General features: G+C 67.2%; 13 protein-coding genes. 2 read left to right on the top strand and 11 right to left on the bottom strand.

Translation table 11 applies throughout. The annotated features are described in order from the left end of the window. Positions 1 to 77 precede the first annotated feature (77 nt). Both L6Q67_RS14865 and L6Q67_RS14860 read left to right on the top strand, forming a co-directional pair. On the top strand, positions 78 to 1,643 hold the full coding sequence (locus L6Q67_RS14865) for a Fic family protein (protein WP_296570866.1): 1,566 nt from the start codon (positions 78 to 80) through the stop codon (positions 1,641 to 1,643). A 184-nt stretch (positions 1,644 to 1,827) separates the two neighbouring features. Further along, the gene (locus tag L6Q67_RS14860) at positions 1,828 to 2,262 is read left to right on the top strand and encodes a hypothetical protein (protein WP_296570864.1); all 435 of its coding nucleotides are present in this window, start codon (positions 1,828 to 1,830) and stop codon (positions 2,260 to 2,262) included. Between the two features lie 97 nt (positions 2,263 to 2,359). Here the strand turns inward: L6Q67_RS14860 and L6Q67_RS14855 are convergent, their stop codons facing one another. From L6Q67_RS14855 to L6Q67_RS14805, 11 genes are all read right to left on the bottom strand, one after another. After that, positions 2,360 to 2,896, bottom strand: coding sequence for a histidine phosphatase family protein (locus L6Q67_RS14855; protein ID WP_296570861.1), 537 nt, complete (start codon positions 2,894 to 2,896; stop codon positions 2,360 to 2,362). A gap of 122 nt (positions 2,897 to 3,018) precedes the next feature. Next, complete coding sequence (locus L6Q67_RS14850) at positions 3,019 to 3,231, bottom strand: hypothetical protein (RefSeq protein WP_296571097.1); 213 nt, start codon at positions 3,229 to 3,231, stop codon at positions 3,019 to 3,021. Positions 3,232 to 3,293: 62 nt separating this feature from the next. Further along, a complete protein-coding gene (locus L6Q67_RS14845; RefSeq protein WP_296570859.1) occupies positions 3,294 to 4,577 on the bottom strand; it encodes a metallophosphoesterase in 1,284 nt (427 codons plus the stop codon). Between the two features lie 2 nt (positions 4,578 to 4,579). Beyond that, positions 4,580 to 5,872 carry a hypothetical protein gene (locus L6Q67_RS14840; protein ID WP_296570856.1) on the bottom strand — a complete coding sequence of 431 codons (1,293 nt, stop codon included), beginning with the start codon at positions 5,870 to 5,872 and terminating at the stop codon, positions 4,580 to 4,582. A gap of 161 nt (positions 5,873 to 6,033) precedes the next feature. Further along, positions 6,034 to 6,684, bottom strand: a complete 651-nt coding sequence (locus L6Q67_RS14835; protein ID WP_166300483.1) for a hypothetical protein — start codon at positions 6,682 to 6,684, stop codon at positions 6,034 to 6,036. A gap of 132 nt (positions 6,685 to 6,816) precedes the next feature. After that, positions 6,817 to 8,661: an ABC transporter ATP-binding protein gene (locus L6Q67_RS14830; protein WP_166300481.1), complete on the bottom strand. Its 1,845-nt coding sequence runs from the start codon at positions 8,659 to 8,661 to the stop codon at positions 6,817 to 6,819. After that, positions 8,658 to 9,980 carry a hypothetical protein gene (locus L6Q67_RS14825; protein ID WP_166300479.1) on the bottom strand — a complete coding sequence of 441 codons (1,323 nt, stop codon included), beginning with the start codon at positions 9,978 to 9,980 and terminating at the stop codon, positions 8,658 to 8,660. The genes L6Q67_RS14830 and L6Q67_RS14825 overlap by 4 nt, the downstream gene beginning before the upstream one ends. After that, positions 9,977 to 11,857: an ABC transporter ATP-binding protein gene (locus tag L6Q67_RS14820; RefSeq protein ID WP_296570845.1), complete on the bottom strand. Its 1,881-nt coding sequence runs from the start codon at positions 11,855 to 11,857 to the stop codon at positions 9,977 to 9,979. The genes L6Q67_RS14825 and L6Q67_RS14820 overlap by 4 nt, the downstream gene beginning before the upstream one ends. Continuing rightward, a complete protein-coding gene (locus L6Q67_RS14815) occupies positions 11,854 to 13,125 on the bottom strand; it encodes an MFS transporter (protein WP_166300476.1) in 1,272 nt (423 codons plus the stop codon). Before L6Q67_RS14815 ends, L6Q67_RS14820 begins: the two co-directional genes overlap by 4 nt. Further along, positions 13,122 to 14,114, bottom strand: a complete 993-nt coding sequence (gene dmeF / locus L6Q67_RS14810) for a CDF family Co(II)/Ni(II) efflux transporter DmeF (RefSeq protein ID WP_166311833.1) — start codon at positions 14,112 to 14,114, stop codon at positions 13,122 to 13,124. Before dmeF ends, L6Q67_RS14815 begins: the two co-directional genes overlap by 4 nt. A 14-nt stretch (positions 14,115 to 14,128) precedes the next feature. Beyond that, positions 14,129 to 16,480: a TonB-dependent receptor gene (locus tag L6Q67_RS14805; protein WP_205904706.1), complete on the bottom strand. Its 2,352-nt coding sequence runs from the start codon at positions 16,478 to 16,480 to the stop codon at positions 14,129 to 14,131. Between the last annotated feature and the right edge of the window lie 44 nt (positions 16,481 to 16,524).

Here is a 16,524-nt window from a genome sequence, read left to right as displayed (position 1 = left end):
CCCGGGATGTATATTGATTTTGTCGCAAAAGCGGTTTTTATAGCAAAATAGAACAACCCATAGCGAAATGGTTGACCATGTCCGACACCTTATTGGGCTTCCACCGACTCGCTGAGATGCATGGCATCCAGCTGGTGCAGCCGCTGTTCACCCGCAGCCGGCTGGGGCCGGTGCGCCAGCGCGAGACGGCCAATGGCCAGGAAACCCGCATCTGGACGGCCCAGTACCAGCCCGTGGACAACTTTCGGGGGCACTTCGAGTTCGGCCTGAAGTATGAGCGGCTCAGCTTCGAGTTCTTCTCGCGCCTGTTCGATCGCCTTGACCCGGAAGAGGTGGCGTCATGGGTGAGAGACGAGCCTACCGGCAGCTACGCCCGGCGAGCGGCGTTCTTCTACGAATGGTTCACCGGCCGGCAACTCGCCGTGCCGGACACAGCGCCCAACGTGGGCTATGTCGATGCGATCGACGCCAGCCTGTATCTGGCGGCTCGGCGGCCAGATCGCATGCGGCGCTGGCGCGTCAACAACAACCTGCCGGGCTCACGCGAGTTCTGCCCGATGGTTTTTCTCGGTGCCCCCGAGCAACGCGAATGGCTCTACGACCTGGCAGCCGGCGTGCAGTCCCTGGATGACACCTACGGACCGGAATTGCTGCTGCGCAGCGCGGCGTGGCTCACGTTCAAGGAGTCCCGGGCCAGTTTCGCCATCGAGCACGAGGCGGACAAGCAGGACCGGGTGAAACGTTTCGCGGCAGCCATCAGTACGTACAGCGGGCGGATGAACGATCCGATGGCACCGGAGCAGCTTCTCAAGTTGCAGCAAACCGTGCTCGGCGAAGCTGCGTTGCGGGTTGGCATCCGACAATCGCCAGTGTTCGTCGGGGAACGCAGCTTCATCAACGAGATCGTCCACTACGTCGCACCGTCCGAGGAATGGGTCGATGGCATGCTCGACGCCTTGCGCGGGTTCGAAACGCGCACGCAAGGCACCAACGCCGTGGCACGCGCCGCAGCCGTGTCGTTCGCCTTCGTCTACCTGCACCCGCTTGCGGATGGCAATGGCCGGATCCACCGCTTCCTGATCAACCACCTGCTCGCGGCCGACAAGGTGGTACCGGCCAACATCATCGTGCCGGTGTCGGCGACGATCGCAGGCTCAGCCAAGGGGCGCGCCGATTACGACCAGGCCCTGGAAGGGTTTTCACGTCCTTTCATGCAGGCCTACACCGATGGCTATCGTTTCGGGCCAAGGCGGGTATGCCCTGACGGGGTCGAAACCAATTTCGAGTTCCTTCGCTCAGAGGATGCACAACACGCCTGGCGTTACCTCGATCTGACGGAGCAGGTGCGCTACCTGAGCGGGGTACTTCGCCAGACGGTCGAACAGGAAATGGCGCAGGAAGCCCTGACACTGCGCCAGTACGACGATGCGCGGGAGGCGATCAAGAACTTCGTGGAAATGCCGGACCCGGATGCGGACCGCATCATCCGATCGCTCAAGGAAAGTGGCTGGCAGGTCAGCAACAAGCTGCGCAAGACCTTGCCTCAGGTCTTCGCCGAAGAGGGGGCCTTCTACGGCAGGCACGCGCAGATCGTCGCGGCGGTGCGGGCGGTGTTCGAAGGCGAGGAGCAGGAACAAGAGTAGGTGCCAGTGGGTAGGCGCGCAGTAGAGGGTTTGCGCCTCAGCCCCGGTATCCCGGACGCCTCTCCCCGCGACCATCGGCGCGACCGACAAACACCTGCCTTCCACACGCGCCATGCGCGCCCGCAACTCCGGGAACACGCTTCCCAGTGCGGACAAGGTGTTCCCATTTCTCGGAGACACCTTGATGCCCAGCCAGATCATGAACATCGGCCCCATGCCGTGCGAAGAGAACGCGGCCCAGGTGGGCCGCCCCGACTACGACGAACTGTCCCCGCTCGAACGCCTGCACCCCGTACCGCCCGAGGCTCTGGTCAGCCTGATCGTGAAGACCTTTCCCCACGATTTCGGTAGCTACCGCGAAGTCTGCGTGCGTTACGAAGACACCGACCCGGTGGCCACCGGCTACGCCTTCGACCTGGAGCGTGACACGCCCGAGCAATGGGATGCCATCGCGCGCTACGAGCTGATCTGGTTCGAGCGCCTGAACGTGCTCAACCGCGCCGTGCGCAAGGGTGAGATGGCGCCGGACGAAGTCCCGGCACCTTACCGCTCTCAGCAACTGCCGGCACTGCCCGCCGAACACACGTTCAGCCAACTGCTCGCGGCCTTCCCGCTCTGACTTTTCCGCCTGGGCGCGGCAAACGGGTCAGTAACCCTTACTGTGGTGTTTCGGACCCGCCGCCAAGCCATACGAATCAAGGGGAGCGACGGGATCGTTACATGGCCTGGTGGTGGCAATACACGGCGAAATCCCAGTGCTTGCGAGGCGACTTCCGTGGGCCCTTCCACCCCATGCTCTTGAAATATCTCGCGATGAACCAGTTCAGGGAACCATGCCCGACAAGGAGAACCGTACCATGCAAGGATGCCAGTTCAGCCAACCGCTCGGCACATGCACGGGCTCGCTCCCTCGCTTCCCTGAATGGCTCGGCATTTGCCGAATACCCGACCGCCCACATCAGTCTGAACAGAACCGACCATACGGCCAAGCCCAGGCGCGGGAAGCGCCAGTTCGCATAGGGCATGCCCATTTCCCGGAACAGTGGCTCGCAGGCGCCGATATTCTCCATGCCCAGAGCTCTGGCCGACTCCAGCGAGCGAGGAAGGCTGCTGCACACGACGAACGCGCAACCTCTTGCCTGCTCGATTGCCGCCTGAGGCGGTCGATGCCGGGCATCGATGCCGACGGCATCGTACTCGGAAACCCAGACTCCGAAATCCCTGGCGTTTACCCGTCGATCCCTGTCGATCATCGGCAGCCCATGCCTCAGCAACACAATCTGTACCGGACGACTTGCCTGCACACTACCCCCTTGAACGATCTTGGCTCGACCACAACGAGCGGTCCCCTTCCTCTTCCCAGCGGTTGCGCGGCTTACGAATCGATCGCATAGCTGCGCGCACGGTATGCAGCAAACATACCCAGAAGATCAGCCGGAATCAACAGCCCAGCCAAGACAGCCGACCACTCCCCGACCGATTGCTCGGCATATTGAAACCGCGGGAAGCGATCCACCTGCACATGGTAGCGCCGGTACCGCGCCTCGCCGGTGTCGGCGATGTCGTTCAACGCCTCCTGCATCAGGATCGCGGGAGACAGTCAATGCCTTGCACACAGAAATTTGGACAGGCTCCTCACACGCACTCGACTTACCTTCCCCGCACTTCGTCCTGTTGCCCGGGGCCTCCAGGCTCAAGCTCATGTGTTTCGGCAGACCCTGACAGCAGTTGCTCCGCGATCTCCGCCGGCGCACGCTCCACCAGCGCCTCCAGGCAGTCGAGAACACAAGTCGGCTCGACCCCGGTCAGATCGGCCCAGCGCTGCACCTTGTCGGCCAGCGAGGTCAACTGGCTGATGCCCGGGGCTCGAGCGCGAACGATCGGCACAATCCGCCCTTCCAGCTTCGTATGCGCCGCGCCGGCCAGCAGCCTGGCAATCGCTGCGCGGTCAACCGCGTGGCGGTCTTCGTCCGCCACAGTCCAGCGCACGCGTACATGTGCTCCGTCGATGCCATGGCTGGCCGCAGCTTCGCGCAGCGCCTCCAGGTCGGGCCGCCCCTCAAACACGATGTCGATGGTGCGGCGTGCCGGCGTCGGCACCAGTTCGCACGCGGCACCGTCAGGCGTCACTTCCCACAGCAGGAAGCCCTTGTCGCCATGCTCGCCGAAATGGAAGCGCCCGATGGAGCCCGCATACGCAATGCACTGGCGGCCCTCCGGTACCTCTTGTTCCCAGCGCTGATGCCGGTGAATATGGCCCAGCATCACGGCTTGGGTCTCGGCGCTGAACAGCACCCCGGTGCTGAACTCGTGGTCGAATCCCGCCATCGGCACACCATGCTCGCTGACGCTGCCGAACACCGTCCCGTGTGACACGGCGATCGTCGGCACGCCACGCGCCCTTGCCCGTCGGTTGGTGAGCGCGAAGCCTCGCAGCAACAGGGCCAGGTGTTCGCCCACGGCCTGCGGCGCTTCGACGGCGCCGACGGTCGCCGCCACCACGGCTTTGTTGATGGTCGGCACGCAGGTGAGCAGCGCGCGAGCGCCGGCCGGCACCAGATCGAAACGCCAGCCCGTCGAGGACAGCCACCGGCCATCCTCCATCAAGACCACCTGCTCGATCCGCTCGGCCACGTAAACCGGATGACGCGCCCCCAGCAAGCCGAACACGGCCAGCGTGCCCGGTGGTTCGTGGGAGAAGGTCCCTTGCAGCATCAGCACCGGGCAATGGTCGGCCAGGCGGCGCACCTGGGCGCACAGCCGCCGCGTGGCGGGCTCGTGCAAGTCCAGGCCGTGGTCGGTGGCGTCCCCCGAGATGACGGCCGCCTCGACCCCTTCGGCAATGGCGCGGTCGATGGCCGCGCCAAAGCACCGATCGGCTTCTTCAAGCGTCGCCGCGCCGTAGTGCAGATCGGAAAAGTGCGCGATCCGCATGTTCAGTCCCTCCCCGCCAGCGCCCCCACGGCGCAGTCGATCTTGTCGGCGTAGCCCTCTGCGTCATTCGCATAACGCTCGACCTCATCCCAGGCTCGGCCGCGGCCATGCGGATTGATCTTCCAGCCCCGGCCCCAACGCCCATCCGCGTAGCGCTCGAAACGCTCGCGATCTACGCCCATGGCCTCCACACGATGCAGCAATTGTTCCAGCGTGGGATGGCCCGGACGCATGGGCAGCTCTTCCTCGGCGTGGCTCGGCTGAACGTCGGACACCGCCGCGCTCGCACTTTGCGCGTGGGCTCGGGATGCCGCACCTTCCAGCACCTGCTCGGCCATCGAGGCCTGCATGATGGCCGCCTCGTCATCCTCACCGTCGCGCAGCAATGCAGTGACGTCGATCGGCGCCTCCAGCTCGATGATCCACTGAGGGACACGCACAGACCGCCCCGTCTCGTCGATGTGTGGCACATCGCGCAGCACCTTGGTCAGATAGAAGGTCTCGCGTGCGCGGCCAAGGAAGCCCGAGATTCTTCCGCCGCGCATGTGGCCGATGGCCTGGAAGCGCTGGATCGCATTGGACATGGCGTAGAAGCTGGTGGTGGGCAACTCCAATGCGTTGATCGTGCGGATGCCCGGGATGAAGAACAGGAAGCGGCCGGTCAGGTTGCACTGGCGCGCCTGGTACTCCGGGCAGGACTCGGGATCGCAGACCCCGCCGTTCTCCTCGCGCAGCATGGTCTTGCGACCGCCGAAGATGCGGATCGTGCGCCGGCCCGTGTTGTCCGTCGGGATCGGCGCGTGGCTCATGCAATGGCGCGTCAGGCCATCGGCCGAATACTGCGACCAGAAGCGCTTCTCATGCGTGCCCCAAGCCGCCATTTCATGCGGCATCACGCTCTGCCAGTGGTCGGCCGGGAACACGACGGGGAAGCGGTACAGGCGCCGCCCCTGGCCGCGGTCTTCGCCGTAGGCGTCGACGATCTGTCGCGCGACCTCGGGATTCGGGAAATCGGCCGCACGCACGGTGAACCAAGGCAGGTTGCGCGGCACCAGCGGCGACTTCAGCTGCGGCAGCGCCTCTTTCAGGAGGCGTTCGATCTGCTCGAACGAGTGGCCATCGGCCACGCCCTGCTTGTAGATTTCCTTGGCCTGAGGCACCTCGGCCGCACGCTTGGTGAGCACCATGATCCCCGGCCGGATCTTGCCGCCGGTGGGGATGCGGGCCGGCCCCTGGCCCAGCAGTGTAGGTAGTGCGGGCACGCCGCCTTGGACAGTGACGATCGCGTTCGCCATGGTTCGCTCCTTCATGAATGCCGGCTCATGCCGACGATTCATGTTCTCAGCGGACCCTCGCTGTTCAAGTGGCCGCGCGGCGGCGCTTGCGCCGCTGGAAGTCAGGCGGGACTACAGTGCCGTGACAGCGGTGCAAAGCGCGAAGGATGTCACCCGTGGTGTCAGCGTTCGCGTCGCCAGATCCCGATGAAGTCTCGGCTTCCGTTCACAGCACGCGAGTAGAGCCACGGCGGTGTCAGCTTCTCGTGGGGCAGCGACCAGATCGGCTTGGGGGCGTGGACATGCTCGTTGCCGACGAAGATGTACTCGTCGCACGAGGCGATGATCGCCTCCTCGTCAACCCCGCTCGAGCCGCCCCCCGCATGAGGCCGACCAGGATCGAAGCGATGGGTCACCCAGCACGCAATGACGACATCGGGGCGGTACTGTTCAACCGCTGCGGCGGCATCCAGCTTCTCCACGTGCTCGCCATAGGGCACCGTGGGTTGGCGAAGGGCCGCATAGTGCGACTTCACCCGCTCATCCTCCTGCTGCCGGTTGTCCGTGGCGGGGATCGCCAGCGCTTTCGCGAGCGCGCCGTGCCCTGCACCGATCTCGATAGCCCGCCTGCCACGGATGCGCTCGCGCAGGAACGAACACAGTTCCTCGGTCGGGAAGCTGTACAGGCCGTGACGCACGCCGAAGAGCAGCCGTTCCTGCGGCGTGGTGTCCTCCAGAACGCTGGACGGGATCACACGAAGGCAGCGTTGCTCGTCCAGCAGCAATCCGGAAATGTCCCGCACCTCGGCCGGATCAAGGATATGAGCGTCCATGGGGGGGATTTTCGCAGCTGACTAGCGCAATGCCCGTTGCCCTCACGCTCTGATGGCGGCCGCAAGGCAGGCGGCAGGCAAGTGAGCCTCGTCCAAAACGCAACTGCGCTTTGGTGAGCGTGCTGGCGAGTCTCACTGCAGACCTGGATATTGCCTTTCCGCCGGACCTGCGTGCCGAACATGCCATGCCTTTGCCCGCTGCTGTGCAGACCACATTGCCCGGTAGCGTCCCTGCTGCGCGATGAGTTCATCGTGCCGACCTTTCTGCACGAGCCGGCCGTCGTCGATGACCAGGACCCGGTCGGCTGCCGCGATTGTGGAAAGCCGGTGGGCGATGACGATGACCGTACGGCTCTCCACCAGCGCGTCGATGGCCTGCTGCACGGCCAATTCGCTCTCGGTATCGAGCGCCGCGGTGGGCTCATCAAGGATGACGATGGGCGCGTCCTTGAGCAGGGCGCGGGCGATGGATATGCGCTGGCGTTCGCCGCCGGACAGGCGCGCGCCGATGTCGCCCAGGCGCGTATCCCAGCCCTGTGGCAGGCGTTCGATGAAGTCCAGGCATTGCGCAGCGCGAGCGGCCTCGCGCACCGCCTCGTCGCTTGCATCGGGGCGAGCCATGTGGATGTTGGCGATGACGGTGTCGTCGAACAGGTAGACGTCCTGGAACACGGTGGAGATGAGGCCGTTGAGTACGTCGGGCGTCATCTCGCGCAGGTCGACGCCGCCGATGAGAACGCGACCCGCTTGGGGGTCGGCGTGGCGCATCAGCAGACGGGTAATGGTGGTCTTGCCCGAACCCGAGGGGCCCACCAGCGCGGTCATGCCGCGCTCGGGCAGATCGGCGCTGAAGTCGCAGAGAACAGGCGCGTCGCAGGCCGGATCCTGGCCGGCGTAATGGAAGCGTACGCCTTCGAACTGCACACCGAAGCTCGTGGGCGTGCGCACCGGCACGCGCTGCGGCAGCGGGGACACGGCCAGCAGCGCCTCGATGCGGTCGAGCGCCACCTCGACCAGCTCGACGATGTTGGTGTAGCTGAGGAAATTGGCCAGCGGCTCAGAGAAGCGTACCAGCACGACCAGCCATGCGGCCAGCAGGGCCGGCTCCAGCGTACCTGTGGCGACCCAGCTCGCGCCCGGTGCAGCCGTAGCGAGCAGGCCGAGTTCGACCACGCTGGCAAAAATCATCTTCGGCCCAGCGGCCTTGCGCTGGCCGATGGTCTGCACGCGCTCGACCTGCGCAAACGAGGCCTGCAGCGCGACGGCCTTTTCACCCTCGCAACGCGCGGCGCGCAGTACCGGCAGGCCCTGTGTGTATTCGACGATGTCGGCGTTGGCGCGGCGGTGGGCGTCTTCCAGCGCGCGCATGCCGCGCGCTTGGTAGGGGCGGCGCCAGCGGTACAGCACGACGACCGGCGGGTAGACCAGCAGCAGCGCGAGCCCCAGACGCCACTCCACGAACATTAGTGCCAACGCCAGCACCGGCGGCATCACCAACACCTGCGCGATCAAGTTGGCAACGGTCAGGGTGTAGTTGAAGTTCTCGTCCACGTTGCCCAACAGGGCTGCGTTGAGTTCACCCGCGCGCTTGTCCTGGATGGCCTCAAGCGGCATGCGGCGCAACTGCTCGCCCAGCCGCGTGCGCAGGGCGTGAGTCGCGCGTGCCATGTGGCCTTGGAAGTCGAAGCCCTGGGCGCGCCAGCGCAGCGCGGAGGCGATCAGCGCCAGCGCCATGAAGGCGAGCAGCCAGCGTGATGCGGCTGCGACGTCGGACGCGCGTTGCGCGGTTACCGACAGAGCGGCGAGCATCGGAAACACGCAGGCCAAAGCCAAGCCCTGTACGGCGGAGGCAGCCACCAGACCGGCGAGGCTGGCGCGCAACGCCTGCGCCTCGCCGCCGGTGCTGCGCAGCAGGCGATGCAGCAGTTGGCGCCAGGTGGCGAGGGGGGCGATGTTGGCAATGGTTGCAGTACTCATGGCAGAGCTCGGGCCGGTGTGGCGTTGAAGGGTTGGCTGGCGCGCTCGTCCACCGCAGCGTGGATATCCACGCGCGGCAGCGCCCGCCAGGCCCAGGCGATGTAGGTGGCGTAGGCAGCACCTGCAAGTCCGAAATGCGCCGCGTAGCCCAGGCGCGCCGCCGAAACGCCGGCCAGCGCGCCGAGCACGAGGCCGCCCAGGCTCTCTGCGCACATCACCAGCGTGAGGTCGGTGCCTGGCTGGCGGCCGACGACGGCACGGGTGAAGACGGTGAAGAAGCCCATCGATGCCACGCCGTCGGCCACCGCCTGCAGCGCTGGCAGCAGCACGTAGACCCAATCCCACTCGATGCCCGATGTCGGCAACCACGTGATGCCGAGGCCACCATGGATGCACACGGCCAGCAGACCGAGCAGCAGCGCCAGGCACAGGCCTGCACCGGCCGCCACACCGCGCGCGGACAGCCCCTTGCGGCCAAGCAGCCAGGCGCCCAGCGGAGCGCCCACCAGTCCCCACAGCCCCAGGTTCACCGCGGTCATGATGCCCACCTGCTCCAGCGTGACGCCGTGGTCTATCCAGAAGCTCTTGACCATGGATTCGCTGGCGGCGCTGGCGCTCTTGAACAACAGGGCCAGCGCAAGCAGCGTCCAGGGGTGCGTGCGCTCGAAGAAGCCGCGCATCCGCACCCGCGCCGCATCGTCCCGGGCTCGAAGTTCGAGTGCACCATCGGGTGTCCGCGTCGCCGGCATCATCCGAATCGCCATGGCGGCCGCGACGATCATGGCCGACGCGCAGGCGAGCATGAACGTGGCCCAGCCCGCCGTGGCGCCGGCCAGCAGTAGACCGGATCCGCCCGCCAGCATGCCGCCCGTGAAACCGGCGAAGCGCAGGGTGTTGATGCGCGCGGCGCCGACTGCCCCCCGGCGGACGATGGCATGACGATCGGTGGCGACATCCTGCGTTGCGCAGGCGGCGGCCAACAGGGTCAGCAGCACCAATCCGGGCAGGAAATGCGTACGCAGATCCACCGCCGCCAGGGCGGCGTAGGCCAGGGCCGCGACAAGTTGCGTGGCGACGATGACGCGGCCGCAACCCAGCCGCACCGCCAGGCGCTCGACTGGCGCGGCCCACAGGAACTTCAGCGCCCAGGGCAGAAAGGTCAGGCTCACCAGGCCGATGGTGTCCAGCGCGGCGTCATGGCTGCGCAGCCACGCCGGCAAGCCGAGCCAAGCCAGCCCAGTGGGCAGGCCCTGGGCGAAGAACAGGACGGCCAGCAATACGTCGTCGCTGCGATGGGTCTGAGGGGCGGGAGTGGTCATGCAGGGGCCTTTGAGCCGGGAGTGGTGTGCAAGGTCCAGTGCTGGGCGCGCTCGTAGCCGGCCCACAGGCGCGCATAAACGCCTTGTCCTACGCCCATGCCCTGCCCTGCCAGCAGCGCCTCGTGCGTGCCGGATTCGGCCAGGCGGCCGCGGTCGAACACCAGGATCTGGTCGGCGTCGCGGATGGTGGCCAGGCGGTGCGCGACCATGAGCACCGTCTTGCCCTGCATCAGGGCCGACAGCGCCTGCACCAGTGCGGCCTCGTTCTCGGGATCGGCAAAGGCGGTGGCCTCGTCGAGCACGAGGATGGGCCGGTTTTGCAGAATGGCGCGGGCGATGGTGATGCGCTGGCGCTGTCCGCCCGAGAGGAACACGCCACGCTCGCCGGCCGGGGTGTCGTAGCCGCGCGGCAGCGCGCTGATGAACTCATGCGCCTGCGCCGCGGTGGCCGCGGCGATCACCTCGTCCATCGTCGCATCGGGCAAGCCCAGGCGGATGTTGTCGGCGATGCTGCTGGCGAAGAGGAAGGTGTCCTGGAAGACGAAGGCCACGTGCCGCATCAAGGTGTCGGCGCTCATATCCCGCACGTCTACGCCGCCGACGAGCACCCGGCCGGCGTTCACGTCCCAGAAGCGCGGGATCAGGCGCGCCACGGTCGTCTTGCCCGCGCCCGAGGGGCCCACGAGGGCGGTGACTGTGCCCGGCGCCGCGCAAAAGCTCACGTTGCTCAAGGCGGGCTCGGTGGCATCGGCAACGTAGCTGAAGCTGACGCGTTCGAAGCGCACGCTGGCGTCTGCTGGCGTGCGCGCTTGCGCCGCCGCGGGCTGCGGCAGAACCGGCAGTTCCAGCACCTGCTGGATGCGGCGCACTGAGAGCATGGTCTTGTCCACCAGATGCATCAGCGTCATCAGCGGCAGCATGGCCTCAGCCACGCCGGCACCCAGCAGCAGCACGGCCAGCCAGGTGCCGAAATCGAGCCGACCGGCCTGGAACAGCCAGCCGCCCAGCGCCAGCAGCACGGCCAGCGTGGGCAGCGCGCTCATGGCCGCCATGCCGAAACGGGCGCTGAATGCCACGCCCGCGTACCAACGCACGAGGACGCCCAGGTAACTGTCGAGGGCGCGCTGGTAGCGGCCGAAGGTGGACTGGCCGGTATCGAAGGTGCGCACCACCGGCATGGCCTGGACGAACTCCACCACAGCGGCGCTCACCTGTTCGCGCGCCTCGTTGTACCGGCGCACCATCTCGACTCGATCACGCATGGCCAGGCTCAGCACGGCCAGGCCTGCCAGCACGACACCCAGCGCGGCCAGCGCCAGACGCCAGTCCAGCGCGAACATCAGCGCCAGGCTTGCGAGAGGCGCCACGGCGGCGCGAGCAAACAGGGGAGTGCTGTCTGCAACGAAGACATGCAGCGCATTCACGTCGTCCTGCATGACCTTGGCCAGCGCACCCGAGCCCAGGCGCTGAACCTCACCCATGGACACGCGGGCCGCATGCTCGGCCACCCGCGTGCGCAGGATCGTCTCCAGCCGGAAGGCAGCGTAGTGTGACTGGTTGAAGGCCGTGATGCGCAGCACGAGGAACAGCACCGTGCCGACCGCGGCAAGCGCCAGCCAAGGCCATGGACCTGAGTCAGTCGCTGCGAGCAGCGCGCGCACCATCCAGGCCAGCGCCCCGAGCACGACGAATTGGCACAGTGTGGCCAGCGCAGACAGGGCCATGGCGAACTGGATGCCCCTGCGCACCGGTTGCATGATCCGCCACGGGGAGGCACGCACCGATCGAGGCGTTGGTGCTGCGGTGTCACCCGCCTGCGGATCGGCTGTGGGAGGCAGTGCCGAGCGATCGGCGGTCGCGGTGTTGGACGTGTTCATGACGGACGGGCCGGTGTAGGAGCCGTTGCGGGAGCCGGCGGGGTCGACAGGCGGGGGCGCCAAGCCAGCACCACCGACGCGAGGGCGGCGACGGCGCCGACGAGCAGCGTGTCGCGCATGCCCAGCGCGTCGGTCAGCAGCGGCGCCAGCGTGGCCGAGCCCATGCTGGACAGCATGAACACGCTGAACTGCAGGCTGTAGTCGGTTCCTGCGCTGGCGGGGTGGACACGGTCCATCATCAGCGTGGCGAGCACCACGTGCAGCGGCGTGTAGCACAGGAAGTAGAGGCACACGGCCAGCGTCAGGGCAGCGTCGCTCCCGCCAACGCCGCCCCAGCCGGCCCAGGGGGCCAGCAGCGCCGCACTGCCGAAGAGATTGATGGCCGCGGCCATGACCAGTGCGCGCCGCCGCCCCCAGCGTGGCAGCAGCCAGCCGGCCGCCAGCGCCGAGCCCGCCGAGAGCAGCGAACCGGCAACGTTGGTGACCAGGCCGATGCGCTCCATGCCCCAGCCTGACGCCACCAGCAACGGCGTCACCAGGCCATAGGCCAGTCCCGACGCGAAGGGAAACAGGAGCAGCACGAACAGCCAGCCGATGCCCCCGGCATCGGGCCAGAACGTGCGCAAGCGGCCGTACAAGGTGCGCGCTGCGAGCGGCGTCAGGCGCTGCCCGGGCTCGCTCAGCCAGGCGAGCTGTGCGAGCGATACGGCCGTGCCCGCGGCGAGCCACCCCATGCACGCGCTCCAGCCGATGCTCGGGTAGGCCATCACCAACACCCCGCCGCCGAGCAGATTCCCCAGCAGGCCGCCTGCCGTCTGGATGCCATTGCCCAAACCGCGTTCGGTCTCGGGCAGCGTGCGGCAGGCAATGGCGTCGGTGGCCACATCCTGCGTCGCCGACAGCACGGCGACGAGCACGGCCAGCGCATAGACGGCGGGAAAGTCCACGACCGGATCGAGCGCCATCATGGCCAGCGGCGCGAGCACCAGCCCGGCCTGAGTGAGCAGCAGCCAGCCGCGGTAGTGGCCCAGCCGGGTCCAGCCGAAATGATCCAGCAGCGGCGCCCACAGGAGCTTGAAGGCCCAGACCGTGCCGAGCAGATAGATCAGGCTCACGCGCGACATGGAGGCACCCTGCTCCTGCAGCAGCGCAACCAGTGCCACCGACAGAAAGCCGAGCGCGAGGAACTGGGTGGTGTAGAGACTGCCCAGCAGCCACCAGGTGCCGGCCGGGGTGCGCAGGCGTGTCGTCGTCGCAAACTCGGTCATGGCAACTCCGCTCCATGGGAACTCTGGCAGTGGCGGCAGGCATGGATCTCGACCATCGGGTGATGGATGCCGGGCAGGCCGGCGAGCGCGGCCTTGTACACCTCGGTGGCGGCCGGGCCGTGACTGACCACCGAGGCTGCGAGCGTCCAGGCGCCCTGGCCCACCGACCACAGGTGCAGATCGGTCACGCGGCTGCCGGCCACCGCTTCGAGCCGGGCGCTCACCTGGCGCCGCAGTTCGGCGGGACCTTCGGCATCGAGCAGCACCGCGCCGGTCTGGCGCAGCAGTCGGACGGCCCAGCGCGCCACCACGCCCAGTGCCAGCAGCGCAATCAGTGGATCCAGCCAAGTCCAGCCCCAGGCGGCGAGCAGACCGGCGATGGCGGCCACCGACGTGACGGCATCGGCAAGCACATGCGCCAGTGCGGCACCGAGGTTGTGGTCATGCACGTGGCCGGGGTGGTCGCGAGGATCGTCGTGTCCGTGTCCGTGGTCGTGTTCATGATCGTGCGCACCGCCCAAGAGCCAAGCGGACAGCAGGTTCACCGCCAACCCCAGCACGGCCACGACCAGGGCTTCCGTCGGGCGCAGCGGTTCGGGACTCAGCAGGCGCTGCGCTGACTCGATGGCGGTCCACACCGTGGATACAGCCAGGATCAGGGCGCTGGTGTGGGCCGCCAGATCGTTGATCTTGCCGCTTCCCAGGCTCAGGCGCCGGTCACGGGCGTAGCGCCGCGACATGGCATAGGCGCCAGCCGCAAGGCCCAGTGCAACGGCGTGTCCCCCCATGTGCACCCCGTCGGCCAGCAGCGCCATGGAGCCCGTCCACCACCCGGCGGCGATCTCCAGGCCCATCACCGCGACGGTCAGCATGGCCACCATGCTGACCCGGCGCTCGGCCGGGCGTATCCCCTCCTGACCGAAGTCATGGGCGTGCGCCAAGGCATCGGCTTGCGGGCAGGTTCGGGACGCCACGGGCAGAGAACTCATGATGGCGTCGCACATCAGAAGAACTGCCAGGTGAAACCCAGCCCCACGGTCCGGCCGCGCGTCGGCATGCCCACATTGGCATTCGGGGTGAAGTAGTAGACGTACTGGTCGTAACGCTTGTCCTGCAGGTTGTCCACCCACAGATAGAGTTCGCCGGCGCCCGAGGCGATGCCGACACGCGCGTCGATCTTCTGGAAGCACGGCAGGAAGATGTGGTTCTGCGGATCGTTGGCACGCGTGCTCATGACCCGGTAGGCCAGCAGCGTTGTGAGCTGCGGCGAGGCCAGCCCCATGAAACCGGGCAGCGGCCGGGTGTAATTGACGGAGAGCTTGCCGCTCCAGCGCGGCACGTCCGGCACGCGGTTGCCGGTGGCCACGTCTCCGCCGGACACGCCCGTTACCGACCGGGTGATGGTGGCATCCGTGTAGACGGCGCCGCCCTTGAGGGTGAGACCGGGCGCCGCCCGCCACTGGCCTTCGACCTCCAGGCCCCGGGTTCGCGTATCGGCGTTGATCGCCTTGGTCGCGAAGGTGGTGTAGTCGTAGCCCAGCATGTGATCGTCGCGCACCCGGTTGAAGAAGGCGGCGGTGGTCCATGCGAGACGGCGGTCCGCACTTTCGAACTTCATGCCCAGTTCCAGGCTGTCGACCTTGGCGGCCTTGAAGGGATCGCCGTCGGCAACCTGCGAGGTCTCGTCCTGGAAACCCTTGGCCTTGTGTCCGTGGGCAAGCACGCCGTAGAGGTTGGTCTGGGGGTTCAGCGCCCAGGACAGCGCCACTCGCCCGGTCGCGTACCGGTCGTCGAGCGAGCGGCTGTCCTGAGTAGCCGGATAGCCGGTGGTGACGAAGCTGGCGTCGTATTTCTTGCGCTCCTGCGTGTAGCGCAGACCGCCGGTGAGTTTCAGCGCGGCCGCGAGCGGCACCGTGACTTCCCCATAGGCCGCCTCGCTGCGCGTCTCGAAGTCGCGCAGGTTGTCGGTCATCCCACCGACCGTGGTGTCGTACTCGCGCTTGGAGCCGTACAGATTGACGCCCGCCACCCAGAACGTCGCGGCTCCGGGCAGCGAGGACAGGCGCAGGTCCTGGTTCCACGCGGATTCGTCGCGGCGATATTGCTTGAGGTACTCGGTGGGCATCCCGAACACGGTGGCCGCCACTATGCGGTCGGCCCCCGAGGTCTGATCTTCGCGGCGCTGCTGGAATGAGGTATGAGACGTCAGCCTTGCGCTCGCCAGGTCGTGATTGATTTCCAGCGCGTGCCGGTGGCTCTTCACGTCAGCACCGAAAAGGCCGGGCGTCGCGTCCAGGCTGGGCGGATCGCCATAAGGCCGCAGCAGCATCAGGCCGACCTTGTCCTTCTGGTCCTGGTGCTCGGTGGACAGCAGCACAGATGTCGCGGCCCGCGGCTGCCACAGCACGCTGGCGCGCAGGCCGAGTTCCTTGGCCTTCATGATCGGCTTGCCGGTCTGGACGTTATGGACCACGTCGTCCGACTGCTGGCTGCGCAGCGCGATGCGCGCGCTCCAATCCTCGGCGAGCGCACCGCCCATGGCGCCCTCGATCAGCCGCTGCCCCTCCTGCCCGGCCTCGACGCGCGCATAGCCATCGGGTTCGCGGGTAGGCTTGCGCGTGACGATGTTGATGGCGCCGGCTTCGCTGTTGCGGCCGAAGAGCGTGCCCTGCGGCCCCTTGAGCACCTCGACGCGTTCCACGTCCAGCATGGGCAGCGAAGCGTTGCGCGCCGACAGCGGTGTACCGTCCAGATTGACGACAACCGAACTGTCCTCGCTGCTCACCTGGTACAGCGACCCCACGCCGCGCATGCGCACGTTGGCATCGCCGAAGCCGCCCCAGGCATTGACCTCCACGCCAGGGGTGTCGCGCAGGGCTTCTTCGAGCGTGGTGAGGCGCCGCTGCTCCAGCTCGAACCCCTGAACCGTGCTGACGCTGAACGGAACGTCCTTGGCGCGCTCGGCACCGCGCCGGGCAGTGACCGTCACCGCGGGCAAGGTCTTGTCCGGCTCGGTGGCGGGCTGGGCTTGCTCGACCACCGCGATCACGAAGCGTCCATCGTGTTCCGCGATCTGGAGGGGGTGTCCCGCAAGCAGGCGATGCAGCGCCCGCACTGGCTCGAAGCGGCCGCTCAGTGCAGCGGCCGGGGTTTCAGCCAGCCCTTGGGGCCACTGCAGCGGACGCTGAACCGGAACGCCGGCCTGTGCTTCGAACAGCTTCAGCGCGGCCTCGAGCGGCTGGGTTGGAATGTCGAAGGGCAGCTCGGCGGCCAGGCAGGTCCAATGGATCGATGCGAGTGCGACAAGTGCTGAGATGCGGTGGGCTTTGTTCGGGCGGGCTTGGAAGGGTGTCATGAGGAAAGATGGGGAGCGGGCATGGACGAAGAGGAGCTTGTGGA

Origin of the sequence: Zoogloea sp. (assembly GCF_023150065.1) — a bacterium.
Lineage (GTDB): Bacteria > Pseudomonadota > Gammaproteobacteria > Burkholderiales > Rhodocyclaceae > Zoogloea.
Note: the sequence above shows the minus strand (reverse complement) of the source record. Positions and strands in the feature narration are given on the sequence as shown.